We start from the raw sequence: 23,641 nt of genomic DNA, 5'->3' as shown, positions 1-23,641 counted from the left end.
CCTAACAACGGGTCAAGGCAACACCATCAAATAGTCGACAAAAACACTCGATTTTAGTTCAAGGCATCACCGGGATCTGCTCGAGCCCTGCAGTTTCAGGCAACCCGAAGAGAATGTTCATATTCTGCACCGCCTGACCTGCCGCTCCCTTCACGAGGTTGTCGATGACCGACAGCACCACGACCACATCCCCACCCTGCGGACGATGAACCGCAATCCGGCAGATGTTGGCGGAGCGCACGGAACGCGTGGAAGGATGAGCCCCGCGCGGCATCACATCGACAAACGGTTCGCCAGCAAAACGGGCCTCGAACAGCTCCTGCAGATCGACATCGTTGGTAAGACGTGCGTACAGCGTCGCATGGATGCCACGAATCATAGGCGTGAGATGCGGAACGAAAGTCAGCCCGACAGGCGCCTTGGCGTAGCGCGACAACCCCTGCCGAATCTCCGGCAGGTGCCGATGACCAGCCACACCGTAAGCCTGGAAGTTGTCCGCCGACTCCGAGAACAGTATATGCGTCTCCGCCTTGCGACCACCGCCGGAAACGCCTGACTTGGCATCGGCGACCAAGCCGTCCAGTTGCACAACACCAGCCTCGACGAGCGGCAAGAAGCCCAACTGCACCGCAGTGGGATAACAACCAGGATTGGCCACCACCCGCGCAGCCTTGACAGCCTCGCGATTCACCTCCGGCAGACCATACACTGCCTCAGCCACCAGCTCAGGGCAGGCGTGCGTCATCCCGTACCACTTCTCCCACTCAGCCACATCAGAGATACGGAAGTCCGCAGCCAGATCGATGACCTTCACACCCGCAGCAACAAGGGCCGCGGCCTGCTGCATCGCAATCCCATTAGGCGTAGCAAAGAAGACGACATCACACCCCGACAGGTCGGCCGCCTGGGGATCAACAAACCGCAGATCAACCCGGCGGCGAAGGCTCGGGAACATATCCGCCACCGGCATCCCCGCCTCGCCACGCGAGGTGATCGCCTTCAGCTCCACATCCGGATGCTGCGCAAGCAAGCGCAACAGCTCAACCCCGGTATATCCCGTCCCACCAACCACACCAACCTTGACCATGCTTGCCCCCAACAGGAAATGAACTACCAGCAGACACCCGAACTACGCCGGAACAACATACTACGCCAAGATGACAAAAAGCCGCCCGAAGGCGGCCTTTTGACCATACTCGAAGCGAATTAACGCTTGGAGAACTGCTTGCGACGACGTGCCTTGCGGAAACCGACCTTCTTACGCTCGACTTCACGGGCATCGCGAGTAACCAAGCCAGCCTTCTTCAGCGGGGACTTGAGCTCTGCATCGTAGTCGATCAGCGCACGGGTAATGCCGTGACGAACGGCACCAGCCTGACCGGACTCGCCACCGCCGGTCACATTGACCAGGATGTCGAAGGTGTCGACGAAGTTGGTCAGAACCAGCGGCTGACGCACGATCATGCGGCCGGTTTCACGGGAGAAGAACTGATCGACCGGCTTGCCGTTCACGACGATGTTGCCGGAGCCCTTCTTGATGAAAACACGAGCAACAGCCGACTTGCGACGACCGGTACCGTAGTTGTAAGTCACAGCCATTATCGGCTCCTGTTAAATCGCGAGAACTTGGGGCTGCTGTGCGGCATGCGGATGCTCGGCACCAGCGTAGCACTTCAGCTTCTTCAGCATGGCATAGCCGAGCGGGCCCTTGGGCAGCATGCCCTTGACAGCCTTCTCAAGCACGCGAGCGGGGAAGCGCTGCTGCAGTTTGGTAAAATTGGTTTCGTAGATACCGCCCGGGTAACCGGAGTGGCGGTAGTACTTTTTGTCCTGGGCCTTGGTGCCGGTCACACGAAGCTTGTCGACATTAATGACAACGATGAAGTCACCGGTATCGACGTGCGGGGTGTAGATGGCTTTATGTTTGCCGCGCAAGCGAAGCGCAACCTGGGAAGCAAGCCGACCAAGGACTAGGTCCGTCGCATCGACGACAAACCAGTCGCGCTTGACCTCGTGCGGCTTGGCAGAAAACGTTTTCATGAAGATCCCTCTGACTTTTCCCGACACCGGGAACGACCATAATTCGGAAAGCCGCGGATTTTACCCGAAGCAAAGAAGCAGTGTCAAACCCTATCTTCAGACAAAAAAAAAGCGCAGATCGGGGAGATCTGCGCTAAATCCACACCAAAGGAGGAGGGTGGAGGAGACACCTTTCAGCCGCTTCGAACAACAAAAGCAACTGGACTGAAGAAATTATCGCCCCCGAACCCCCTTGGTGCAAGATTTTTTTGTGCATCGCACAATAAAATTGTCTATCCGCAAATAGATTTCTTTTATTTCCAATAAATAGCATTCAACACAATGATTTAATTGATAAAGAATCCGTACCATACACGCACCACCTCGCGCACAGAAGAACCCTGAGCACCCAAAATGCGGCATCGCAACATAGAGACGCCCCAGCCCCTCTGCGGCAAGACAGCTACAATCAGCGCCTGCAGAAGGGGCCCGACCCCTCCGTACAGTCAACATTGAAGGGAAACAGAATGGAGTGCGTAGTTAAGTGGGTTGGCGACATGACCTTCATGGCGGAAACGGGTTCCGGCCATATCGTCACCATGGATGGCGCCCCAGAAGCGGGCGGACGTGATCTTGCCCCCCGGCCAATGGAGCTGATGCTGGCTGGCGCAGGCGGCTGCACGGCGTTTGACGTCGTCCTGATCCTCAAGCGCGGTCGGCAGGATGTGCGAGACTGCAGCGTCCGCCTGACGGCGGAGCGCGCCGAAACCGACCCCAAGGTGTTCACCCGAATCGCGTTCCACTACACCGTCACGGGGCATGAGTTGAAGCCGGAGAGCGTCGAACGAGCCATCAAACTGTCGTCCGACAAGTACTGCTCCGCCACGATCATGCTCAGCAAGACCGCAGAGATCGAACACACCTGGGAAATCGTTCAGGTCTAGGCTCTGCCCGGATCAAAGCCAATACGCAACACCGGTCATGACCTTCGAGGTGGCCTTCATGGCTGCCTTGACCGGATCTGGCAGCTCAACAGCCCCAAGGCGCACGGCCGTGTCGGCATGCGCCACCTCGTCGATCTTCATCTGCTCAACGATCTCACGGGAACGCAGGTCCTGCTCCGGCAGGCGGCCCAGGTGACTGTTTAGATGGGCCTCAACCTGACGTTCGGTTTCGGCCAGGAAGCCCAGATTGACGCCGTCACCAAAACGGGCGGCCAGCATCCCGATGGCTAGCGATCCGCTGTACCAAAGCGGGTTCAGGAAGCTTTTCCGCCCGCCCAACTCCACGATCCGGCGCTCGGTCCAAGCCAGATGCTCCGTCTCCTCGTGCGCGGCGCCGGCCAACGCTTCCTTGATACCCTCGTTGCGGGACATCAACGCCTGCCCCTGATACAAGGCCTGGGCGCAGATTTCACCACAGTGATTCACCCGCATCAGGGACGCCGCATGACGCTTCTCCTGTTCGCTCAGGTCTGCCTCGGGCAGCGCCTCGCCCGGAACCGGACGCACGGTGTAAGCGTCCGCGAAAACCGTACGCAAAGCCTTGTCAAAGCCAATGATCAGTTGATCCAGCATCACAGCAACTCCACTCGAAATTTGACGTCAACGCAGACCGGCCGCCTGCCGCAGGGATTTCACGATCTCATCCCGGTTCGGCGGGATAGTTCCCCGCGGACAAAAGAAATCCGTCGCCAGCAACGCGTGCTGGCGGTTGAATCCATTGTCTGAAATTCTCTGCCAGTCACTGGCACGAGGCCTGATCCACTCCCGGTCATTGCGACCTATCGCATAGAGCTTGCGCTCCGCCGTCTCACAGCGGATACCCTCGAAACTCACGTTCTGGGCACCGCCCGCAGCACGCACGATCAATGTAAAGCGCACGACGCCATCTTCCGCGAGCGTCAGCGACTTCTCATCGATAAAAGACAACGAGGTGGACTCGGACCCCAAGTCGAGGGGGATCAGATTCGCGCGCTCTGGAAATGCGGGAAGCTCCGGTTCGACTTCCTTCCAAGCGGACTTGGTTTCTCCTTCAAACAGGTATGTGCGACCACCGCTGGCACACCCCACAAGTGCGACGCTTGCCGCAGCGAAGAAAAACGGAATACATGAGCGGGCCAAACGGGAAACTGCAGCCATCAGGTTTCAAAGGGAAGGATGGAGGACAGCCGCGATTCTACTCCCCCTCCCCTTTCGCCGGGCCAAACCCGCACGGCCCCCAGCACTTGCCGGCCTACCAACTCAGCTCCTGATGGCAGCCTCGATCTCGGCAAACGTACGCGCCACCTCCGTGGTCTGCAGGGGAATACCCATCTGGCGCGCAATCTGCGAGGCCGAGAAGATACCCCTGATCACCGGCGCCATGCCGCCCTCCTCTTCCACCACGAGCGCGTGCTGCCGCCCACAGGCCTTCAGCATCGCCACGACATGCCCCACCTCCGCGCGCAGGACATCGGCCATCGTCACCGCATCGAGCTCTTCGGTGGCCACCATGATGTCGCGCACGGTCAACTCCTCGTGCCGCGACATCCGCTCCCGCGCAACCCGCGTGGGTTTCTCGCCCAGCAGATCGTTGGACGTGATGATGCCCACCACACGGCGGTCGTTATCGGTCGCGAAGAGCATCCGCACACCGCGCAAAATCATGCTGTGATTGGCCTCGGCCAGCGAAACCGTATCGGAAATGGTTGCCGCGGGGATTCGTCGCAGGTCAGTCATCACTTCGATGGCCGGCGACGACGCAACGACCTTGGTCAGGCTCCAGGCATCCGCGACTTCGCAGGTGCCGCTCTTGACCCGGAACTGCCGGATCGGCTGATAGTGCAAGCGCTCCATGGTGTGTCCTCCCGATGTGCCCCTACAGCAATGAACCGGGATTGCCCGACAACGGCGTACCCGGACCCGTCGCCGCATCGCAGGCGGCGACAAAACCAGCAACAATCGGAGGGTAAGACAAAAAGACGTGTGCCGAGTTTCAACTCGGCACACGTCTTGTCAGGAGAGGGAGGGTTTTCCCGGGGATTCCGGGGTCACTACTATCGGTCGGTAACTTTCCGGGATATCGAGGCTTCGATCGCGGAACAGCAGGCGGGACAGTTCCAGCAGCGCGGCCTGATAAACGCCGCGCTTGAACTCGATGACCGCCTCAAGGGGCACCCAATAATAACTCCAGCGCCAGGCATCGAACTCCGGGTGAGTACTTGCACGCAGGCAAACGTCGGAATCGCGTCCCACCAGTCGCAACAGGAACCAGATCTGCTTCTGGCCGCGATAGGTGTTACGCCATTCCCGCTTGATCCAGTGCTTGGGCACGTCGTAGCGCAACCAGCCGCGCGTGCGGCCGATGATACGAACGTGCTCAGGCTTCAAGCCGACTTCTTCGAAGAGCTCACGGTACATGGCCTGTTCCGGCGACTCGCCGTGCTTGATTCCGCCCTGCGGAAACTGCCAGGAATGTTCTCGTATCCGTTTGCCCCAGAAAACCTCGTTGCGCGCATTCACCAGAATGATGCCGACGTTAGGCCTGTAGCCTTCACGGTCGAGCATGGTGCAACCTTTAATTCATGAACTGTGCGGAATTCTTCCATATTTCCCCTTGCCGCGGAAGCCGACGCCCCGAATCGGTGCAATGCAACAGAAGCGGCGCCAAGGCGCAAGGTGCACGTTAAAATTGCACGCTGTACTAACAATGGACTCTGTCATGCGTGCCTCCCAGTTCTTCCTCTCCACCCTCAAGGAAGCCCCTTCCGACGCGGAAGTCATCAGCCACAAACTGATGATGCGCGCGGGGCTGATCAAGCGCCTCGCCGGCGGTATCTACACCTGGATGCCCCTGGGCCTGCGCGCCCTGCGCAAGGTGGAAGCCATCGTGCGGGAGGAGATGAACCGGGCCGGCGCCATCGAAGTGCTAATGCCCGCCGTGCAACCGGCCGAGCTGTGGCAGGAATCCGGCCGCTGGGATTTCTATGGTCCTGAGCTGCTACGCTTCAAGGACCGCCACGACCGCGATTTCGTCGTCGGCCCGACCCACGAGGAAGTCATCACCGACGTGGTGCGCAAAGAGCTGAGGAGCTATCGCCAGCTGCCCAAGCACTTCTACCAGGTCCAGATGAAGTTCCGCGACGAAATCCGCCCCCGTTTCGGCGTGATGCGCGGCCGCGAATTCGTCATGAAGGACGGCTACTCCTTCCACAGCTCCTTCGAGGATCTGCAGCGGGAGTACCGCAACATGTACGACACCTACCACCGCATCTTCAACCGGCTCGGCCTGAAGTTCCGCGCGGTTGCGGCCGATACGGGCTCGATCGGCGGCACCGGTTCCCACGAATTCCATGTGATCGCCGAAACCGGCGAAGACGACATCGCCTACTGTCCGGACTCCGACTACGCCGCCAACGTGGAACTCGCCGAAGCCCTGGCGCCGACCACCCCGCGCCCCGCTGCCAGCGCTGCGCTGACCAAGGTGCATACCCCCGGTGCCAAGACCATCGACGAGCTGGCCGCCTTCCTGAAGATCCCCGCCACCCAGACCGTCAAGGCGATCGTGGTGGACGGCGACGAAGCGTCCGGCAGCAAGCCGGTACTGCTCCTGCTGCGCGGCGACCATGAACTGAACGAGGTCAAGGCCCAGAAGGTCGCCGGCGTCAAGAATCCGCTGACCTTCGCCTCCCCTGCATCCATCCTGACCGCCTTCGGCGCCAATGCCGGCTCCCTCGGCCCCGTCGGTTTCCAGGGCCGCGTGGTGATGGACCGTACCGTTGCGGCGATGGCCGATTTCGTCACCGGCGCTAACGAGGACGACTACCACTACACCGGCGTCAACATCGGCCGTGACTTCCCCGAAGCCGAAGTCGCCGACCTGCGCAACGTCGTCGTCGGCGACCCCTCGCCGGACGGCAAGGGCAGCCTCGACATCTGCCGTGGCATCGAAGTCGGCCACATCTTCCAGCTGCGCACCAAGTACTCCGAAGCCCTCGGCTGCAAGTTCCTCAACGAACAGGGCAAGGAACAGGTCATGGAGATGGGGTGCTACGGTATCGGTGTCTCGCGCATCCTCGGCGCCGCCATCGAGCAGAACAATGACGCCCGCGGCATCATCTGGCCGGACGGCATCGCCCCCTTCCAGGTGGCCATCGTGCCGATGGGATACGCCAAGTCCGAAGCAGTGCGCGAAGCCGCCGACAAGCTGTACGGCGAACTGGTCGCGGCCGGCATCGACGCCTTCCTCGACGACCGGGACGAGCGTCCGGGCTCCCTGCTGGCCGACAACGAGCTGATCGGCACGCCGCACCGCGTCGTCATCGGCGACCGCAGCCTGAAAGAGGGTGTCGTCGAATACCAGGGCCGCCGCGACGCCGAAGCCACCAAGCTGGCCGTTGGCGACGTCGCCGCTACGGTCATCGCCAAGCTGAAGGACTGAAGCATGCTGCCCATGCATTCCATCGTCGCCCGCATAGTGGCCACCTGCCTGCTGGGCGGGACGACGATGGCGCATGCCGGCAACCAGCTCTACGAGCCGCTCGCCGCCAGCGTACAGGCCGCGCTACACGCGGCCGTCGCCGACCAGGCCCCGCTCGATCCAAGCTTCGAACGCTCGCCCGAACGGGCGCGCTGGCTGGCCGAGATGTCCCGCCGCCTGGCCAAGCGCATCCCCGACGAAACCTATCGCTCCGAACTCCTGCGGGCGATCCACTACGAAGCCACCCGCGCCGGCCTCGACCCACAGCTGGTGCTGGGCCTGATCCAGGTGGAGAGCGGCTTCAAGAAATACGCCCTGTCTTCGGCTGGCGCCCGTGGCTACATGCAGGTCATGCCATTCTGGGTCAAACTGATCGGCAATCAGGAGAGCAACCTCTTCTACATGCGCACCAACCTGCGCTTTGGCTGCACGATCCTGCGCCATTACCTGGACATCGAACGGGGCGACCTGTTCCGCGCGCTGGGGCGCTACAACGGCAGCCTCGGACGCCCCGAGTACCCGAACATGGTGCGCGCCGCGTGGGAGCACAACTGGGCCTATCCGAGTTTCCGGCTGGCTCAGAGTCCTTGAAAACAAACGGGCGCCCCATAGCGCCCGTTTGCTTATGTACCAACAGAAGCCTCAGGCCGTGATGATCCCGCCACCCAGGCAAACCCGGCTTTCGTAGATCACCACGCTCTGCCCCGGCGTCACCGCCCACTGAGGCTGCGCGAAGGCAATCTCGGCCCGGCCGTCGGCAAGGACATCGATCTCACAGGGCGCGTCCGGCGTCCTGTAGCGCGGTTTGGCCGTGTACACCCAATGCGTACGCGGATCCTGGCCAGCAACCCAGCTCAGGTCGGTAATCACGAGGCGATCCTTCAACAGCGCCGGGTGATCGTGGCCCTGCACGACGTACAGCACGTTCTTCGCCATATCCTTCTGCGCCACGTACCAGGCGTCGTGCTCGCCCGCGTCATCCTGGTTGCCCTTGATGCCGCCGATCTGCAGGCCCTTGCGCTGGCCGATGGTGTGATGCATCAGGCCCTGATGCTGGCCAATCACCTTGTCGCCTTCCAGCGTGCGGATCTCGCCCGGCTTGGCCGGCAGGTAGCGGGACAGGAACTCCCGAAACGGACGCTCACCGATGAAACAGATACCCGTCGAATCCTTCTTGGCATGCACATGCAGGTTTGCCGCCTCGGCCATCTTGCGCACGTCGCGCTTGTAGAGATGGCCGATGGGAAACAAGGCCTTCGACAACTGGGTCTGGTTCAGGCGATACAGGAAATAGCTCTGGTCCTTGGTGCCGTCTTCGGCCTTGAGCAGCTGGTATTCGGTGCGTCCATCGTTGGTCCATTCGCGCACCTGGGCGTAATGCCCGGTCGCAATGCGATCCGCGCCCAAGGCCAGCGCGTGATCGAGGAAAGCCTTGAACTTGATCTCCGAGTTGCACAGGATGTCCGGATTGGGCGTGCGGCCCGCCTCGTACTCGCGCAGGAAATCGGCGAACACCCGCTCCTTGTATTCCTTGGAGAAATTCACCACCTCCAGCTCGATGCCCAGCACATCGGCCACCGACACCACGTCCACCAGGTCTTCCCGGGTGGAACAGTATTCATCGTCGTCATCGTCTTCCCAGTTCTTCATGAACAGGCCGACCACGTCGTAGCCCTGCTGCTTGAGCAGCATCGCCGCCACGGACGAATCCACGCCGCCGGACATGCCGACGATGACTTTTTCCTTACGAGACATTCGGTCCCTCTCCATCCAGCCAATCTTCCAGGGGCAAGACAACGGCAGGATCGCCGTGCTCCCCAAACCAGGAGTCCACCACGAATCGCGCTCCGCCTGTCGGCGCAGCAACGTCCTTCTCGCGAATCACCGCCGAGAAATGCTGGGCAACCAGCCAGCGCACCCGGCGATGCACTTCATCCACCACATGAAAACGCAGCATGCCGCGCCGTTCCAGCATCTTCAACAGGCGCGTCGTCGTCTCTGCATGATCGATGCAATCCATCTTGCCGGACACGTCGTCATCGAGGAAATCCCCCGGCCTGTCGGCATGAATCGGCGACTGCTCGCCCGCCCAACGATAAAGCTGCCCGATGACCTGGGCCAGGATGGCCCTTTCCTCGATCGGCGACATGGCCTGCTTCAGACGCTCGCCAGCCTCGGCGAGGCGTTCGTCGGAAAACACCACTGTCGCCTCGCTCAAGCAACCGTAGTTGAAACACACCACGACCTGCTCAGCCGCGTGCCCGACACCGAAACACAGCAGCAACGCAGCGCCCAGAACCCACCTGCGTGCCATCAGGCGTCGTAATGGCGCACCAGATCCAGCGGGTAGCGCCGGCCGGCAAGATAATCCTCGCAACACTGCAAGATCAGCGGGCTGCGATGGCGCTCCCGTGTCTCCCGCAACTCGTCCAGCGTCAGCCACACGGCCCGCACGATCCCAGAATCCAGGCGCCGCTCCGGATCGAACCCCGTGACGCTGCCGCCGAAAGTGAAACGCAAATAAGTAATGTCGCTGTCGGGCTTGGGCCACTGGTAGATACCAACCAGGAACTCCGGCCTGAAGTGATGGGCGGTTTCCTCAAGCGCCTCACGGGTCACGGCCTGCAGCAGGGACTCTCCCTGATCCAGGTGCCCGGCCGGCTGGTTGAAGCGCAACCCGGTCTCCGTCTCTTCCTCGACGACCAGGAAGCGCCCGTCACGCTCGACCACGGCCGCTACCGTCACATTCGGCTTCCAGACTCTCATCGCCATCCCGCTGCAGACAAAGCCGGCATTTTACCCCGTTCCGGGTGAGGGTCCGCAGCCTCTCGGAATGAGCTAGAATCGTGGGCTCGAAATTTACTGTTTTCAGCTGGAGATCCCCACAATGTCAATGGCAGACCGCGACGGTTTCATCTGGTACGACGGCAAGCTCGTGCCGTGGCGCGAAGCGACCACCCACGTGCTCACCCATTCCCTGCACTACGGCTTGTCCGTATTCGAGGGCGTCCGCGCGTACAAGACCGTCAAGGGCACGGCGATCTTCCGTCTGGCTGAACACACTCAGCGCCTGCTGAACTCCGGCAAGATCTACATGATGAACATTCCTTACTCCAAGGAAGTTCTGATGGAAGCGCAACTGGAAGTGGTCCGCGCCAACAAGCTCGAGTCCTGCTACCTGCGCCCGATCGCCTTCTACGGCTCCGAGAAGATGGGCATTTCCACCAAGGGCGCCACCGTCCACGTGGCGATCGCCGCCTGGCCGTGGGGCGCCTACCTGGGTGAGGATGGCCTCGAAAAGGGCATCCGTGTGAAGACCTCGTCCTTCGCCCGCCACCATGTCAACGTCACGATGCCGCGCGCCAAGCTGGCCTCCACCTACGCCAACTCCATCCTGGCCAACCTGGAAGCCACCGAAGCGGGCTACGACGAGGCCCTGCTCCTCGACACCAACGGCTTCGTGGCCGAAGGCGCCGGCGAGAACCTCTTCGTGATCAAGGACGGCGCCATCTACGAACCCGAGATCGCCTCTGCACTGACCGGCATCACCCGCGCCTCCGTGATCCGCGTGGCCAAGGAGTTCGGCCTCGACGTGGTTTCCAAGCGCATCACCCGCGACGACATCTACATCGCCGATGAAGCCTTCTTCACCGGCACCGCCGCCGAAGTGACCCCGATCCGCGAACTGGACGGCCGCACCATCGGCGAAGGCAAGCGTGGCCCGATCACCGAGAAGCTCCAAAGCCGCTTCTTCCAGATCGTCAGCGGCCAGGCCCCCGAATACGAAGAATGGCTGTCTTACATCTAAGATCCCACGGAGCAACCCATGCCTGAAAATCAGGACAAGTCGAAGCCGATCGAAGTCACCGCCCACGAGTTGCCGCTGCACTGCCCGATGCCCGACGCCCCGCTATGGGCACGGCACCCGCGCGTCTTCCTTGACGTCACCAAGGAAGGCCAGGCAACCTGCCCTTACTGCGGCGCGAAATACGTCTTCAAGGGCGAACTGCCCAAGGGACACCACTGAGGCTCTTCATCGGGCCACAGCCAGAACGGGGGCGGCAACGCCCCCGTGTCGCATGCGAACTTCCATCCAAGAAACACGCATGAGCAACCCGATCTACACATCACCCGACGATGCCGAAGCCGCGTTCTACGCCGCGCTGGCCCGTGCTGACATTGACGGCATGATGGCCGTCTGGTCGGAGGACGAAGAAGTGGTCTGCGTCCAACCCGGCAGCATCCGCCTCGTCGGACTCGCGGCGATCCGCGAATCCTGGCGTCAACTCTTCGCCAGCGGCACCCGCATCACCGTCAACATCAGCCACCCAGTACGCTGGGTCAGTGTCATGACGGCCGTGCACACCCTGCAGCAGCACGTGCATGTGGAGGGCGATGACCGTCTCCACCCTCCCATCATCGCCACCAACGTGTTCACCCGCGGAGCGCTGGGCTGGCGCATGGTCATGCATCACGCTTCCCTCGCGCCCGATATGGACAGCCTGCACAGCAACGACGCCCCCCACGTGGTCCATTGACATCGAACGCACCTGACAGGGTGACCTATGTCGCCCCCCTCTGGCTCCCCGGCGGACACGCCCAAACCATCTGGCCACTGCTGCGCAAGGGATCGGCACCGGCCCTCCACCGGGAGCGCTGGGATACGCCGGACGGCGACTTCATCGACCTCGATTGGTTGCCGCATCAGCCCGGTGCGCCGCTGGTCACCCTCTTTCATGGACTGGAAGGCTCGAGCCGGTCCCCTTACGCACGCCACCTCATGCGGCATCTGGCGGAGCGGGGCTGGAATGGCGTAATCCCCCATTTTCGCGGCTGTTCCGGCGAACCCAACCGCCTGCCCCGCGGCTACCACGCGGGCGATGCCGACGAGATCGGCTGGATCCTGGAACGTCTGGCCAATCTTTTCCCCACGCAACCCCGCTACGCCGCTGGCGTCTCACTCGGAGGCAATGCTCTGCTGCTGTGGCTCGGCACCCGCAACAGTGCGACAGCTGGGCTGGTCACAGCCGCCGCAGCGATCTGCCCACCAGTTGACATGACGGCAACCGGCCACGTACTGGCCCAGGGCTTCAACCGCCTCTACACGCGCCACTTCCTGGCCACCCTCAAACACAATGCAGCCGTCAAGCTGAGCCAGCATCCGGGGCTTTTCGATGGCCACGCCATGTGGCGCACACGTACGCTGTACGAATTCGACGACCTGGTGACCGCCCCCTTACATGGCTTCCGGGGTGCGGACGAGTACTGGCGCCAGGCGTCGAGCAAGCCACATCTGAGAGGAATCCAGGTACCGACCCTGCTCCTCAATCCCTTGAATGATCCTTTCCTTCCCGCCCATTACCTGCCTGGCCGACGAGATGTTTCCGACACGGTCCTGCTGGAGCAACCCACGGAAGGCGGCCACGTAGGCTTCGTCAGCGGCGCATGGCCCGGTCATCTGAATTGGCTACCCCAGCGCATACTGTCCTTTTTTCAGACAGAGCGCTGATCACCCCGACGGCGAGGCAGTAAGAGCAGCAAGAAAACGTTAAATTCCGTGCCGTCAACACACCCAGTCGTCATGGTGCACCGCGTATAATCGAACCCTCATCGTTTCCGACCGGAGTCCACAACATGTTCGTTCCCGCCCCAGAGATTTTCAAGGCCTATGACATTCGCGGCATCGTTAACAAGACCCTGACTGCCGAGGCCGTACGGGCAATCGGCCAGGCCCTCGGTTCCGAAGCAGTTGCCCGCGGTCAGAAGGCCATCGCAGTGGGACGGGATGGGCGCCTCTCCGGTCCGGAGCTGGCCGGTGCACTGGCCGACGGCATCCGGGCCGCCGGTGTCGACGTCATCGACGTCGGCTGCGTGCCGACCCCGCTCACCTACTTCGCCGCCTACGAACTAGGCACCCACTCCTGTGTGTCTGTCACCGGCAGCCACAACCCGCCCGACTACAACGGCCTCAAAATGGTCCTCGGCGGCCAGACCCTGTTCGGCGAGCTGATCCAGGGCCTGCGCCAGCGCATCATCGACGGCGATCTGGTGACCGCCGCCGAACCCGGCAAGCTCAGCCACGCCGACGTGGTGCCGGCCTACGTCGACAAGATCGTCGGCGACGTAAAGTTATCCCGCCCGATGAAGGTCGTCATGGATTGCGGCAATGGCGTGGCCGGCGCCGTCGCACCGGAACTCTTCAAGCGCCTAGGCTGCGAACTGGTCAAACTGTTCTGCGAAGTGGACGGCAACTTCCCCAACCACCACCCCGACCCCTCCAAGCCGGAGAACCTCCAGGACGTGATCCGCGCCCTGCAGGAAACCGATGCCGAAATCGGCCTGGCCTTCGACGGCGACGGCGACCGCCTGGGCGTCGTCACCAAGGACGGTGAGATCATTTTCCCCGACCGCCAGCTGATGTTGTTCGCCGAAGATGTGCTGACCCGCGTGCCCGGCGGCGAGATCATCTACGACGTCAAGTGCACCCGTAACCTGGCCGGCTGGATCAAGGACCGCGGCGGCAAGCCCACCATGTGGAACACCGGCCATGCGCTGGTCAAGGCCAAGCTGAAGGAAACCGGCGCACCGCTGGCCGGCGAGATGAGCGGCCACGTGTTCTTCAAGGAGCGCTGGTACGGCTTCGACGACGGCCTCTACACCGGCGCGCGCCTGCTCGAAATCCTGTCTCGTCACGCCGATGCCAACCCGGCGCTCAAGGGCCTGCCGAACGCCACCAGCACCCCCGAGCTGAACATCAAGATGAATGAAGGCGAACCCTTCGCGCTGGTGGACAAACTCAAGGCCGAAGCCCAGTTCAACGGTGCGGAAAGCATCCTGACCATCGACGGCGTGCGCGTCGAATACGCCGACGGCTTCGGCCTGGCCCGTCCGTCGAATACCACGCCAGTGGTCGTCCTGCGCTTCGAAGCCGACAACCAGGCCGCCATCGAACGCATCCAGGCCGACTTCCGGCGTGCCATCGAAGGCGTCTGGCCGGGCGTCGCACTGCCGTTCTGATCCATCAGGCCGGGCTTGCCGCTCCGCCGCCAGGCCCGGCCTGATGGTTTTTTACACAAATCGCTTCCTCCCTTGTGAGAAAAAAGTGAGACTGGCGGCTGGCAACAGCCGAACAGCCCTCACCGGGACGCCGTCATAAGTTCCACGCCTCGATGGAGGAACAGCCATGAAGGCTGTGCCCACTTTTCAGTCGGCAAGCTTCAGCGCATCCCAATTCCGGACGCGGCTGATCATTGCCGTGGTTCTGCTGAACCTGATGGTCATCGGCCTAGCCTTTCAATCCCTATACCAGGGGCTGGAGCAGTCGCGGGAACGCGCCATCATCAACACCCGCAATCTGGCGCAATTGCTCGATCACGACATCGCGGCCATCTTTGATCGTATCGACCTGACGCTTCAGGCCCTGGTGGACGATCTTGACGATAGCTTAGCGGGCAAGCACGACACCACGCGCTACCAGAGCATTCTCCAACAGCACTTCTCCAGGCAGCCGGCCCTGCACAGCCTTCTGATCGTCGATAAACAGGGTAGCCTGCTCGCCAGCAGCGGCCAGTTGAACCGGACCCCTGCACTGCTTGCCGATCGAGATTATTTCCGGCGCCACCGCGACTCGGCGTCGGCCAGCCTCGTCATCTCCCCGCCGCTGCAGGGACGTATCGGTGGAGAGTGGATCATCACGCTCAGCCGACGCATCAATACCGGCAACGGCCAGTTTTCCGGCATCGCCGTCGCCAGCATCCGCCTGGCCCACCTGCGCGAACTGTTTGCGGGCATCAATCTGGGGCCGGGCGGGGCGGTAACCCTGCGCGATGCCAACCTCGGCCTAGTCACCCGCCATCCAGCCCCAAGCACATCCGAAGTACAGATCGGCTCCCGGGTCGTCTCCCCCCAACTCGCCGCGGCGATCCGGGCGAATCCCGCGCACGGCGCTTATCTCGCCGTCACGCAGATCGACGGTATCGAGCGGACCAATGCCTATCTGCGCATGGAGCACTATCCCTACTACATCATCGTCGGGCTGGCTGATGATGACTATCTGCTCGGCTGGTACCGCGAACTCACCAAGACGGCAGTACAGGTCGCCGCCTTCATATTGGCAACCCTCCTCATGCTGAGTCTGCTGATCCACACCTGGTCACTTCGGGAGCGGGATCTGAAACACATCGCCAGCAAGGAGCTGGAGCTGCGCATCCTGCTCGACACCGCCCCTGATGCAATGGTCATCATCGATTCGTCCGGGCATGTCCGCCGTGCCAACCAACGCGCGCTCAGCACCTTCGGCTATCAGTACGAAGATCTGATCGGATGCCCTGTCGGAAACCTGCTGGCATCCGAGTGGAACGAGCTGACTCAACCGTCCCATTCCGTCTCCGACGTGGACCTCATCGCCCTCGCTGCAGATGGGCGCAGCTTCCCGATCAGCGTCAGCATGACCCCGACTGAAACCGAGAGCGGGCGCATGGCAACGCTGGTGATCCGGGACAGCAGCGAACGCCGCGAGCGGGAGGATGCCTTGCGGCTGGCTTCACTCGTCTATCAGGCGGTCGGCGAAGCCATCATGGTCACCGACACCACCAATCGCATCGTGGCGATCAATCCCGCCTTCACCCGGCTCACCGGCTTCACGCCCGAAGAAGCGATCGGGCAACAGGCTGCCTTTTTCAGCTCCGGGCGCCACGACCACACCTTCTTCCGCAGCATGTGGGAGAGCCTTCACGCCACCGGAACCTGGAAAGGGGAAATACTGAACCGCCGGCGCAACGGAGAAATCGCTGCCGACTGGCTGATGATCAACACGATCTACGACGACAACGGCCAGGTGCAGTGGCGGGTCGGCATGTACTCAAGTGTCACCGAACAGAAGCGTGCGGAGGAGCAGCTATGGCGCCAGGCCAGCTACGACACGCTGACGGATCTGCCCAACCGCCGACTGTTGCTGGACCGCCTGCAGCAGGATATGAACATTGCCGACCGCACGAAGACGGAAGTCGCGCTGCTGCTGGTGGACCTCGACTACTTCAAGGAGGTTAACGACAGCCTCGGCCATCTGGCCGGCGATCAATTGCTGGCCGAAGTCGCCCACCGCCTGGAGTTCTGCATCCGCGAGATGGACACCGCAGCCCGTCTCGGGGGCGACGAATTCGCCGTGCTCCTCGGCGGCATCACGAATCGGCAGCACGTCGAACCCATTGCCCAGTCGATCCGGAGCACATTGGCCAATCACTACGCCCTCAAGGAAGGCGATGCACGAATTTCGGCCAGCATCGGTATCGCCCTGTACCCTTCGGATGCGAAGGACATCGAAACCCTCTTCCAAAAGGCTGATCAGGCTTTGTACCTCGTCAAGGGCGCCGGTCGTAACGGCTTCAGCTTCTACACAGAACCGTCCACGGAAAAACGGCCGGCAGACTGCCCGGCCGTTCATCTTGAAGCCACTTCACCGACGGAAGGGAAAACCGGCGACGTCTGAGGCAGTGGCGCTGACGCGCACTGCCTCGGGAACATGGGCCTGCACTCAGCCCAGCTTGCCACCCACCCAGCCGGCCACCGCAGCCAGCGCGGCGGGAAGCGCTGCCGCATCGGTACCACCAGCCTGAGCCATATCGGGACGGCCGCCGCCCTTGCCGCCCACCTGCTGGGCAACGAAGTTGACCAACTCGCCGGCCTTGACCTTAGCGGTCAGGTCGGCCGTCACGCCGGCGATCAGGCTGACCTTGCCGTCATTGACGCTGGACAGCACGATAGCCGCCGACTTGAGCTTGTCCTTCAGCTTGTCGAGGGTCTCGCGCAGGGTCGGCACGTCGGCGCCTTCCAACGTCGCGGCCAACACCTTGGCCCCCGCCACGTCGGTGGCCTGGGCGGCCAGATCGTCGCCCTGGCTGGCCGCCAGCTTGCTCTTCAGGCGGGCCAGTTCCTTTTCGAGGGCCTTCACGTTGTCCATCGCCTGGACTACGCGCGCCAGCACGTCCTGCGGCTGGGCCTTGAGCGCACCGGTCACGCCGTCGAGCAGGGCCTGCTGATCCTGCACCAGAGCCAACGCCACATCACCGCACACGGCTTCGATACGGCGCACGCCCGCGGCCACGCCGCCTTCGAGGGTGATCTTGAACAGGCCGATGTCGCCGGTACGCGCCACGTGGGTGCCGCCGCACAGTTCCTTGGAGGAGCCGATAGTCAGCACACGCACCTCATCACCGTACTTCTCGCCGAACAACATCATCGCGCCAGTCTTCTGGGCTGATTCGATGTCCATTACGCTGGCGTCGGTGGCGGCGTTGGCGAGGATCTCGTCATTGACGATGCGCTCGATGCGGGCGATCTCTGCAGCCGTCACCGGCTGGGTATGGGCGAAGTCGAAGCGGGTCTTGTCCGGATCGACCTGGGAACCCTTCTGCTGAACGTGGCTGCCGAGCACTTCGCGCAGAGCCTTGTGCAACAGGTGGGTCGCCGAGTGGTGGCGGGCGGTGCGGGCACGGGCCTGGGTATCCACCTTGGCGGTGACGCCATTGCCGACAGTCAACTTGCCGGTGGTGACCACGCCGTGGTGGCCGAAGACGGTGGCCTGGATCTTCAGGGTATCTTCCACCGCAAAGATGCCATGCACGGAACGCAGCTCACCGCGGTCACCGACCTGGCCACCAGACTCGGCGTAGAACGGCGTGTCGTCGAGGACCACGACACCCATTTCACCCTCGTTGAGCTCGTTGACGGCCACGCCGTCCTTGTACAGAGCCAGCACGTTGCCCTTGGCTTCGAGGTTCTCGTAGCCGTGGAAGGTGGTCGCCGGGCCGTCGTATTCCAGGTTGGCGGCCATCTTGAACTTGCCGGCGGCACGCGCCTGCTCCTTCTGGCGGGCCATCGCAGCGTCGAAAGCGGCGCTATCTACGGTCACATTGCGCTCACGACAGACGTCGGCAGTCAGGTCGAGCGGGAAGCCGAAGGTGTCGTGCAGTTTGAAGGCAGTCTCGCCGTTGAACACGGTGGAGCCGGCCGCAGCCATCGCCGCCAGTTCGCCTTCGAGGATGGCCATGCCGTTCTCGATGGTGGCGAAGAAGCGATCTTCCTCCTGCTTGAGGATGTCGGTCACGCGAGCCTCACCAACCTTCAGCTCGGGATAGGCTTCGCCCATCTCGGCGACCAGGTCCGGCACCAGCTTGTGGAAGAAGGCTGCGCGGGCGCCCAGCTTGTAGCCGTGGCGGATGGCGCGGCGGATAATCCGGCGCAGCACGTAGCCGCGGCCTTCGTTGCCCGGGATCACGCCGTCGGCGATCAGGAAGGCACAGGCGCGGATGTGGTCGGCCAGCACCTTCAGGGACGGGCTGTCCATATCAGCGTCGGAAGTCTCGCGGGCCGCAGCCTTGATCAGGGTCTGGAACAGGTCGATCTCGTAGTTGGCATGCACGCCCTGCAGCACGGCAGAGACCCGCTCCAGGCCCATGCCGGTATCCACCGAGGGCTTGGGCAGCGGATGCATCACGCCCGCCTCGTCCCGGTTGAACTGCATGAACACGTTGTTCCAGATCTCGATGAAACGGTCGCCGTCTTCTTCCGGCGATCCCGGGGGGCCGCCCCAGATGTGCTCACCATGGTCGTAGAAGATCTCGGTACACGGGCCGCAGGGGCCCGTGTCGCCCATCATCCAGAAGTTGTCGGATGCGTAGCGAGCCCCCTTGTTGTCGCCGATGCGGATGACCTTGTCGGCCGGCACACCGACTTCCTTGGTCCAGATATCGTAGGCTTCATCGTCTTCGGCATAGACGGTGACGGTCAGCTTGTCCTTCGGCAGTTTGAAGACTTCGGTCAGCAGCTCCCAGGCATAGGTGATCGCATCGCGCTTGAAGTAGTCACCGAAGCTGAAGTTGCCCAGCATCTCGAAGAAGGTGTGGTGGCGGGCGGTATAGCCGACGTTTTCCAGGTCGTTGTGCTTACCGCCGGCACGCACGCACTTCTGCGATGTGGTGGCGCGGGTATAGGGGCGCTTGTCGAAGCCGAGGAAGACATCCTTGAACTGGTTCATGCCTGCGTTGGTGAACAACAGGGTCGGATCCTCATGGGGAACCAGCGAGCTGGACGCCACGATCTGGTGGCCCTTGGAGGCGAAGAATTCGAGGAACTTCTGGCGGATTTCGGCGCTTTTCATCGGCGTGGGGTCTCCGGTTGTCTCAACTGCGACGGTCGGGGAAGGACAGGTATCAAAGCCGCAAATTGTAGCATCCCTCCCTACCGTGCCCCGCTGGCTATAATCGGCCTTCCAAAAACACAACTCCTTCAGGAGACAGCACAATGGGCCACCGCCTGTCCAAGATCTACACCCGCACCGGCGACGCCGGCACCACCGGCCTCGGCAACGGTAACCGGGTTTCCAAGAACAGCCTGCGCATCCACACCCTCGGCGAAGTGGACGAGGTCAATGCCGCCATCGGCGTACTGCTGTGCGAGGAACTGCCAGATGACGTGCGTACGCTGCTGACCAACGTGCAGCATGACCTCTTCGACCTGGGCGGCGAAGTGTGCATTCCCGGCATGGAGATGATCACCGCCAAGCAGGTGCAGTATCTGGAAGACGAGCTCGATCGTTTCAACGACGACCTCGAACCACTGAAGGACTTCATCCTGCCGGGCGGCACCCGTGCTGCCGCCCTCGCCCACCAGGCCCGCACCATCTGCCGCCGCGGCGAGCGGATGATTGTGGCGCTAGGGCAGGAAGAAGCCGTCAATGACGCACCGCGCCAGTACCTCAACCGTCTGTCCGACCTGCTCTTCGTGCTCGGCCGGGTTCTCAACCGCGCCGGTGGCCGTGGCGACGTGCTATGGCAGAAGCGTAAGAACGCTTAAATGAAAAAGGCTGCGGATCACGCAGCCTTTTTCATACTTGGACCGTCACCCTTGTTCACCAGTCTACTTTCTGAACCTGGCCCAGCGAACGCCCAAGGAAACGCTCTCCAATGGTCTGGAAACGCAGCGGGATGTCGGTGACGGTATAGCGGTAGGTGGACAAGCTGTCGCCAGGATTGGCGATGCCCATTTCGTTCAGCGTACGGGCCGCCTGCTCGGCCACGGTGATCGCCGAATCGACCAGATGCACGTCCGGCCCAACGACTTCCTGCAGGAGGGGCTTGATCAGCGGGTAATGGGTGCAGCCAAGGACCAGCGTATCCACATTCTCCGCCAGCACCGGCTTGAGGTATTCCTGGGCTGTCAGGCGCGTAACCTCATGATCCAGCCACCCCTCCTCGACCAATGGCACGAAGAGCGGGCAGGCCTGGGAATACACGCGCACGTTGGGATCGATGGCATGCATACGGCGCGCGTAAGCGTTGCTATTGACCGTCGTCGGCGTACCGATCACGCCGATCGCCCGCGAGCGAGACTCCGCGACGGCCGCCCGGGCTCCTGCATCGATCACATCGAGCACAGGAATGCCCCCCGCCTTCTGCTTGACCACCGGCGCCGCCACCGCCGCCATCGTGTTGCAGGCGATGATCAGCATCTTGACGCCCTGCTCGAGCAAGTAATCGGTGATCTGCCCTGTGAAGTGCTCGATGGTCGCCACCGACTTCACACCGTAGGGTACGCGGGCCGTATCGCCGAAATAAACGATGTTCTCGAGAGGCAGGCGCTCCATCAGCGCTCGCACCACGGTTAATCCACCCACACCGGAGTCGAAGACGCCGATGGGCAGCTTGCCAAGATCAGACATGAAAATGCGGAGGAAAGAGGAGTCGGGATTCTACGCCAGCCGGCCCTTGCTGGTGCGGGGCCGGGCTAATCAGTTCTTGAGGCGCTCAATCATTTCCAGTTCTTCTTCAGGCGTGAAGGCGAACTTGTAGATCGATTTCTCATCCGGCAACTCGCGCCAGCGCCCGCCGATTTCTTTCATCCGCTGCTCGATGCGAGCGCATGATATATGCATCAAAAGGGCCGGAGCCTTGACACGCTCACACGTACGCTCCTCACCTAACTGGCGGAATTCCAGCATCTTCTCGTAGAAATCCCGGTGGCGCGGATTGATCTCGATGAGGATGTCGGTACAACCTTTGACGCGCGCCGAATAGACGTAGAGCAGATTGAACAGGGAGGCGATGAGACGCTTGGAGCGGGCCGATGGGTCGATCGCAAATCGACCGAACTCGCAAAGCTTGCGCCCTTGCGCACGCAGGCGTGCAGCTTCGGCCCCATAGGTGCTGTCAAGCGCCAGCCCGGCAGGTGAGTCGACATTGACCGTGAGGGTTGCATAGACACGGCCGAACAACTCGGCGTTCATCGTCAGCTGATTCGGCTCGTCCTTGGAGTCAAGCTGGCCGTAACCGCGCCACGCATAACGCTTCTGGATCAGAAGTTCGGTTTCACGGCGGCGCTCACCGTCACGCATCAGCATCTTGATGCGGAACTTGTCCGGCCGGTGGCTAGGCGCATCGACCTTCGGATCGTCTTCGGCGATGCACAGTGGATCGAAACGCCATGACTCCATGGCGGTAACTTCCGCTAGAGTTTGCGGAGCCGGAGTTTCGTGTACGGGAAGTTTTGACTGTTTTCGGAACATCGTCACCAACTATACCGCGGCATCCCGGGGCTGTGCATCGTGTTGTTGCAAAGCCCACTGGATATGTTCTGCAAGCAATGGAGAAGCCGCCCCAAGACGCGCCTCAAGGACCTGCCTCACCGCTATTTCACGAGGTGCGTTACCCAACGCAACGGCCAGATTGCGTGACCAGCGCTCGTAACCGATACGGTATATCGGACTACCAGCCATACGTTCGACAAAATCCCTCTCTGTCCAATGGAATAACTCTACCAGTTTTGCATTATCAAGCCCATGTCGCGGGGCAAACTCAGCCTCAACGGAGATGCGGGCGAATTTATTCCAGGGGCATGTTACCTGACAGTCGTCACAGCCGTAAATCCGATTCCCTAGCAGTCGGCGAAACTCCAAAGGAATAGCCTCCTTCAACTCGATGGTGAGGTAGGAAATGCAGCGGCGGGCGTCCACCTGATAAGGCGCGATGATGGCCCCCGTGGGACATGCAGCAATGCAAGCGGAACAACTGCCGCAATGGTTCTCCACAGCTGGATCGACCGGCAGTGGCAGGTCGGTATAAATTTCACCGAGAAAGAAGAATGAACCGACTCGCCGCGACAGCAGCAAGCTGTGCTTGCCCCGCCAGCCCAAACCCGCCTTGTCGGCCAGTGCAACCTCCATCACTGGCGCGGAATCCACGAATACCCGATAGCAGTGGGGAACCGCAGCACTGATCCGGTCCGCCAGCTTTTGCAGACGTCCGCGCAGCACCTTATGGTAGTCACGCCCAAGCGCGTAACGGGATACGTAGGCAAGGGCAGGGTCCGCCAATACATCTGCAGCCGATTTGGCCACGGGCCAGTACGACATACGCACCGAAATGACTCTCCGCGTACCAGGGACCAGCTCCGCCGGACGGGAACGCTTGGTTCCATGTTTGTACATATAATCCATCTGTCCATGGCAACCGGCGGCAAGCCAGTCTTCCAAGCCGGATTCTGCATGCGTCAGATCGACATCCGAAATACCCGCCTCATCAAAACCCAGGGCTTGTGCCCAGTCCTTGATCTGCAACGCCAGAGATGCCAGATCACCTCGTTCATCAGAAGGATTATCGTGTCCCACGCTCATCCCAGTCATGATAATGCCCCCTCCGGGAGCCTGTACCTCGCCAATGAAAATGCCACTCTCGCCGCCGGCGAACAGCTGGCAACAGCCCTTCCCTCACGCCTGACCATCGTCCTGCGCGGTGACCTTGGGGCTGGTAAAACAACGCTCACTCGTGGTCTGCTACGCGGCCTCGGCTTCACCGGGAAGGTAAAAAGCCCAACATATACCTTGGTCGAACCGTACAAAGATTCTAGAATTATCGTATATCACTTTGATTTTTATCGTTTCACCCATGCAGAAGAATTTCTCGAGGCAGGGCTGGAAGAATACTTCGAAGGCGACGGCATTCGTATTGTGGAGTGGCCTGATCGCGCGAACCCTTATCTTCCGGCAGCAGACCTCGAAGTTCAGCTGCAGCTTTCCGCCGAAGGCGGTCGTACTCTTGAATTTCGGCCGTTGAGCGGAGAAGGTCGCACATGTCTCGAACGTTTCGCCGCATCCCATCACCACTGACTC

25 protein-coding genes are annotated in these 23,641 nt (G+C 61.6%); 11 read left to right on the top strand and 14 right to left on the bottom strand.

All coding sequences use genetic code 11. The features are described from left to right. Window positions 1–58: 58 nt before the first annotated feature. From argC to rplM, 3 genes are all read right to left on the bottom strand, one after another. Window positions 59–1,087, bottom strand: a complete 1,029-nt coding sequence (gene argC, locus AC1PQG_RS04655) for an N-acetyl-gamma-glutamyl-phosphate reductase (RefSeq protein WP_481121485.1) — start codon at window positions 1,085–1,087, stop codon at window positions 59–61. A gap of 119 nt (window positions 1,088–1,206) precedes the next feature. Then, window positions 1,207–1,599 carry a 30S ribosomal protein S9 gene (rpsI, locus tag AC1PQG_RS04650; RefSeq protein WP_141351686.1) on the bottom strand — a complete coding sequence of 131 codons (393 nt, stop codon included), beginning with the start codon at window positions 1,597–1,599 and terminating at the stop codon, window positions 1,207–1,209. A 12-nt stretch (window positions 1,600–1,611) separates the two neighbouring features. After that, window positions 1,612–2,040, bottom strand: coding sequence for a 50S ribosomal protein L13 (gene rplM / locus AC1PQG_RS04645; RefSeq protein ID WP_481121484.1), 429 nt, complete (start codon window positions 2,038–2,040; stop codon window positions 1,612–1,614). A 506-nt stretch (window positions 2,041–2,546) separates the two neighbouring features. Between rplM and AC1PQG_RS04640 the strand changes: the two genes are divergently transcribed. After that, window positions 2,547–2,963, top strand: coding sequence for an OsmC family protein (locus AC1PQG_RS04640; protein ID WP_481121483.1), 417 nt, complete (start codon window positions 2,547–2,549; stop codon window positions 2,961–2,963). A gap of 12 nt (window positions 2,964–2,975) precedes the next feature. On the opposite strand, the gene coq7 is transcribed toward AC1PQG_RS04640, so the two are convergent. The 4 genes from coq7 to AC1PQG_RS04620 form a co-directional block, all read right to left on the bottom strand. Beyond that, window positions 2,976–3,596: a 2-polyprenyl-3-methyl-6-methoxy-1,4-benzoquinone monooxygenase gene (gene coq7, locus AC1PQG_RS04635; RefSeq protein WP_481121482.1), complete on the bottom strand. Its 621-nt coding sequence runs from the start codon at window positions 3,594–3,596 to the stop codon at window positions 2,976–2,978. Between the two features lie 27 nt (window positions 3,597–3,623). Next, complete coding sequence (locus AC1PQG_RS04630; protein WP_481121481.1) at window positions 3,624–4,160, bottom strand: CNP1-like family protein; 537 nt, start codon at window positions 4,158–4,160, stop codon at window positions 3,624–3,626. Between the two features lie 102 nt (window positions 4,161–4,262). Then, complete coding sequence (locus tag AC1PQG_RS04625; protein WP_481121480.1) at window positions 4,263–4,856, bottom strand: CBS domain-containing protein; 594 nt, start codon at window positions 4,854–4,856, stop codon at window positions 4,263–4,265. Between the two features lie 159 nt (window positions 4,857–5,015). Beyond that, window positions 5,016–5,567, bottom strand: a complete 552-nt coding sequence (locus AC1PQG_RS04620; RefSeq protein WP_481121479.1) for an RNA pyrophosphohydrolase — start codon at window positions 5,565–5,567, stop codon at window positions 5,016–5,018. A 154-nt stretch (window positions 5,568–5,721) separates the two neighbouring features. Here AC1PQG_RS04620 and AC1PQG_RS04615 point away from each other — a divergent pair, with 154 nt between their 5' ends. Continuing rightward, window positions 5,722–7,440 (top strand): proline--tRNA ligase, encoded by a 1,719-nt coding sequence (locus tag AC1PQG_RS04615; protein ID WP_481121478.1) that lies wholly within the window; start codon window positions 5,722–5,724, stop codon window positions 7,438–7,440. A gap of 12 nt (window positions 7,441–7,452) precedes the next feature. Next, a complete protein-coding gene (locus tag AC1PQG_RS04610) occupies window positions 7,453–8,070 on the top strand; it encodes a lytic transglycosylase domain-containing protein (protein WP_481122967.1) in 618 nt (205 codons plus the stop codon). A 51-nt stretch (window positions 8,071–8,121) separates the two neighbouring features. On the opposite strand, the gene mnmA is transcribed toward AC1PQG_RS04610, so the two are convergent. The 3 genes from mnmA to AC1PQG_RS04595 are packed head-to-tail and all read right to left on the bottom strand — an operon-like array spanning window position 8,122 to window position 10,251. After that, complete coding sequence (mnmA, locus tag AC1PQG_RS04605; protein ID WP_481121477.1) at window positions 8,122–9,234, bottom strand: tRNA 2-thiouridine(34) synthase MnmA; 1,113 nt, start codon at window positions 9,232–9,234, stop codon at window positions 8,122–8,124. Further along, window positions 9,224–9,763 carry a hypothetical protein gene (locus AC1PQG_RS04600; RefSeq protein ID WP_481121476.1) on the bottom strand — a complete coding sequence of 180 codons (540 nt, stop codon included), beginning with the start codon at window positions 9,761–9,763 and terminating at the stop codon, window positions 9,224–9,226. Before AC1PQG_RS04600 ends, mnmA begins: the two co-directional genes overlap by 11 nt. A gap of 29 nt (window positions 9,764–9,792) precedes the next feature. Beyond that, on the bottom strand, window positions 9,793–10,251 hold the full coding sequence (locus AC1PQG_RS04595; RefSeq protein ID WP_481121475.1) for an NUDIX hydrolase: 459 nt from the start codon (window positions 10,249–10,251) through the stop codon (window positions 9,793–9,795). Window positions 10,252–10,366: 115 nt separating this feature from the next. On the opposite strand from AC1PQG_RS04595, the gene AC1PQG_RS04590 reads away from it, so the two are divergent. From AC1PQG_RS04590 to AC1PQG_RS04565, 6 genes are all read left to right on the top strand, one after another. Beyond that, window positions 10,367–11,287 carry a branched-chain amino acid transaminase gene (locus AC1PQG_RS04590; protein ID WP_374486637.1) on the top strand — a complete coding sequence of 307 codons (921 nt, stop codon included), beginning with the start codon at window positions 10,367–10,369 and terminating at the stop codon, window positions 11,285–11,287. An 18-nt stretch (window positions 11,288–11,305) separates the two neighbouring features. Further along, window positions 11,306–11,506: a zinc-finger domain-containing protein gene (locus tag AC1PQG_RS04585; RefSeq protein WP_481121474.1), complete on the top strand. Its 201-nt coding sequence runs from the start codon at window positions 11,306–11,308 to the stop codon at window positions 11,504–11,506. Between the two features lie 79 nt (window positions 11,507–11,585). Next, the gene (locus tag AC1PQG_RS04580; RefSeq protein ID WP_481121473.1) at window positions 11,586–12,017 is read left to right on the top strand and encodes a YybH family protein; all 432 of its coding nucleotides are present in this window, start codon (window positions 11,586–11,588) and stop codon (window positions 12,015–12,017) included. 20 nt (window positions 12,018–12,037) lie between these two features. Next, window positions 12,038–12,988 carry a YheT family hydrolase gene (locus AC1PQG_RS04575; RefSeq protein ID WP_481121472.1) on the top strand — a complete coding sequence of 317 codons (951 nt, stop codon included), beginning with the start codon at window positions 12,038–12,040 and terminating at the stop codon, window positions 12,986–12,988. A gap of 125 nt (window positions 12,989–13,113) precedes the next feature. Next, window positions 13,114–14,496 (top strand): phosphomannomutase/phosphoglucomutase, encoded by a 1,383-nt coding sequence (locus AC1PQG_RS04570; RefSeq protein ID WP_481121471.1) that lies wholly within the window; start codon window positions 13,114–13,116, stop codon window positions 14,494–14,496. Between the two features lie 166 nt (window positions 14,497–14,662). Further along, a complete protein-coding gene (locus AC1PQG_RS04565) occupies window positions 14,663–16,966 on the top strand; it encodes a bifunctional diguanylate cyclase/phosphodiesterase (RefSeq protein ID WP_481121470.1) in 2,304 nt (767 codons plus the stop codon). 45 nt (window positions 16,967–17,011) lie between these two features. Here the strand turns inward: AC1PQG_RS04565 and alaS are convergent, their stop codons facing one another. Then, window positions 17,012–19,636, bottom strand: a complete 2,625-nt coding sequence (gene alaS, locus AC1PQG_RS04560) for an alanine--tRNA ligase (protein WP_481121469.1) — start codon at window positions 19,634–19,636, stop codon at window positions 17,012–17,014. A 143-nt stretch (window positions 19,637–19,779) separates the two neighbouring features. Here alaS and AC1PQG_RS04555 point away from each other — a divergent pair, with 143 nt between their 5' ends. Then, a complete protein-coding gene (locus tag AC1PQG_RS04555) occupies window positions 19,780–20,331 on the top strand; it encodes a cob(I)yrinic acid a,c-diamide adenosyltransferase (protein WP_481121468.1) in 552 nt (183 codons plus the stop codon). 55 nt (window positions 20,332–20,386) lie between these two features. Here AC1PQG_RS04555 and murI read toward each other — a convergent pair whose 3' ends face one another. The 3 genes from murI to queG all read right to left on the bottom strand — a co-directional run bounded on the left by murI (window position 20,387) and on the right by queG (window position 23,146). Next, on the bottom strand, window positions 20,387–21,196 hold the full coding sequence (gene murI / locus AC1PQG_RS04550) for a glutamate racemase (RefSeq protein WP_481121467.1): 810 nt from the start codon (window positions 21,194–21,196) through the stop codon (window positions 20,387–20,389). Between the two features lie 69 nt (window positions 21,197–21,265). Beyond that, on the bottom strand, window positions 21,266–22,039 hold the full coding sequence (locus tag AC1PQG_RS04545; protein ID WP_481118260.1) for an N-acyl amino acid synthase FeeM domain-containing protein: 774 nt from the start codon (window positions 22,037–22,039) through the stop codon (window positions 21,266–21,268). A gap of 9 nt (window positions 22,040–22,048) precedes the next feature. Next, window positions 22,049–23,146 (bottom strand): tRNA epoxyqueuosine(34) reductase QueG, encoded by a 1,098-nt coding sequence (queG, locus tag AC1PQG_RS04540; protein ID WP_481121466.1) that lies wholly within the window; start codon window positions 23,144–23,146, stop codon window positions 22,049–22,051. Here queG and tsaE point away from each other — a divergent pair. Further along, window positions 23,129–23,638 carry a tRNA (adenosine(37)-N6)-threonylcarbamoyltransferase complex ATPase subunit type 1 TsaE gene (gene tsaE / locus AC1PQG_RS04535; RefSeq protein ID WP_481122966.1) on the top strand — a complete coding sequence of 170 codons (510 nt, stop codon included), beginning with the start codon at window positions 23,129–23,131 and terminating at the stop codon, window positions 23,636–23,638. The two genes, queG and tsaE, sit on opposite strands and share 18 nt — an antisense overlap. Window positions 23,639–23,641: the final 3 nt, after the last annotated feature.

The sequence above is a fragment of the Zoogloea sp. GDB6 genome (assembly GCF_056724105.1).
This window is presented reverse-complemented; position numbering and strand designations above follow the sequence as displayed.

What these genes read in the sequence shown, in the direction of transcription:
- argC (WP_481121485.1), bottom strand. Translation starts at nt 1,087, where the DNA reads ATGGTCAAGGTTGGTGTGGTTGGTGGGACGGGATATACCGGGGTTGAG.
- rpsI (WP_141351686.1), bottom strand. Translation starts at nt 1,599, where the DNA reads ATGGCTGTGACTTACAACTACGGTACCGGTCGTCGCAAGTCGGCTGTT.
- rplM (WP_481121484.1), bottom strand. Translation starts at nt 2,040, where the DNA reads ATGAAAACGTTTTCTGCCAAGCCGCACGAGGTCAAGCGCGACTGGTTT.
- AC1PQG_RS04640 (WP_481121483.1), top strand. Translation starts at nt 2,547, where the DNA reads ATGGAGTGCGTAGTTAAGTGGGTTGGCGACATGACCTTCATGGCGGAA.
- coq7 (WP_481121482.1), bottom strand. Translation starts at nt 3,596, where the DNA reads ATGCTGGATCAACTGATCATTGGCTTTGACAAGGCTTTGCGTACGGTT.
- AC1PQG_RS04630 (WP_481121481.1), bottom strand. Translation starts at nt 4,160, where the DNA reads ATGGCTGCAGTTTCCCGTTTGGCCCGCTCATGTATTCCGTTTTTCTTC.
- AC1PQG_RS04625 (WP_481121480.1), bottom strand. Translation starts at nt 4,856, where the DNA reads ATGGAGCGCTTGCACTATCAGCCGATCCGGCAGTTCCGGGTCAAGAGC.
- AC1PQG_RS04620 (WP_481121479.1), bottom strand. Translation starts at nt 5,567, where the DNA reads ATGCTCGACCGTGAAGGCTACAGGCCTAACGTCGGCATCATTCTGGTG.
- AC1PQG_RS04615 (WP_481121478.1), top strand. Translation starts at nt 5,722, where the DNA reads ATGCGTGCCTCCCAGTTCTTCCTCTCCACCCTCAAGGAAGCCCCTTCC.
- AC1PQG_RS04610 (WP_481122967.1), top strand. Translation starts at nt 7,453, where the DNA reads ATGCATTCCATCGTCGCCCGCATAGTGGCCACCTGCCTGCTGGGCGGG.
- mnmA (WP_481121477.1), bottom strand. Translation starts at nt 9,234, where the DNA reads ATGTCTCGTAAGGAAAAAGTCATCGTCGGCATGTCCGGCGGCGTGGAT.
- AC1PQG_RS04595 (WP_481121475.1), bottom strand. Translation starts at nt 10,251, where the DNA reads ATGGCGATGAGAGTCTGGAAGCCGAATGTGACGGTAGCGGCCGTGGTC.
- AC1PQG_RS04590 (WP_374486637.1), top strand. Translation starts at nt 10,367, where the DNA reads ATGTCAATGGCAGACCGCGACGGTTTCATCTGGTACGACGGCAAGCTC.
- AC1PQG_RS04585 (WP_481121474.1), top strand. Translation starts at nt 11,306, where the DNA reads ATGCCTGAAAATCAGGACAAGTCGAAGCCGATCGAAGTCACCGCCCAC.
- AC1PQG_RS04580 (WP_481121473.1), top strand. Translation starts at nt 11,586, where the DNA reads ATGAGCAACCCGATCTACACATCACCCGACGATGCCGAAGCCGCGTTC.
- AC1PQG_RS04570 (WP_481121471.1), top strand. Translation starts at nt 13,114, where the DNA reads ATGTTCGTTCCCGCCCCAGAGATTTTCAAGGCCTATGACATTCGCGGC.
- AC1PQG_RS04565 (WP_481121470.1), top strand. Translation starts at nt 14,663, where the DNA reads ATGAAGGCTGTGCCCACTTTTCAGTCGGCAAGCTTCAGCGCATCCCAA.
- alaS (WP_481121469.1), bottom strand. Translation starts at nt 19,636, where the DNA reads ATGAAAAGCGCCGAAATCCGCCAGAAGTTCCTCGAATTCTTCGCCTCC.
- AC1PQG_RS04555 (WP_481121468.1), top strand. Translation starts at nt 19,780, where the DNA reads ATGGGCCACCGCCTGTCCAAGATCTACACCCGCACCGGCGACGCCGGC.
- murI (WP_481121467.1), bottom strand. Translation starts at nt 21,196, where the DNA reads ATGTCTGATCTTGGCAAGCTGCCCATCGGCGTCTTCGACTCCGGTGTG.
- AC1PQG_RS04545 (WP_481118260.1), bottom strand. Translation starts at nt 22,039, where the DNA reads ATGTTCCGAAAACAGTCAAAACTTCCCGTACACGAAACTCCGGCTCCG.
- queG (WP_481121466.1), bottom strand. Translation starts at nt 23,146, where the DNA reads ATGAGCGTGGGACACGATAATCCTTCTGATGAACGAGGTGATCTGGCA.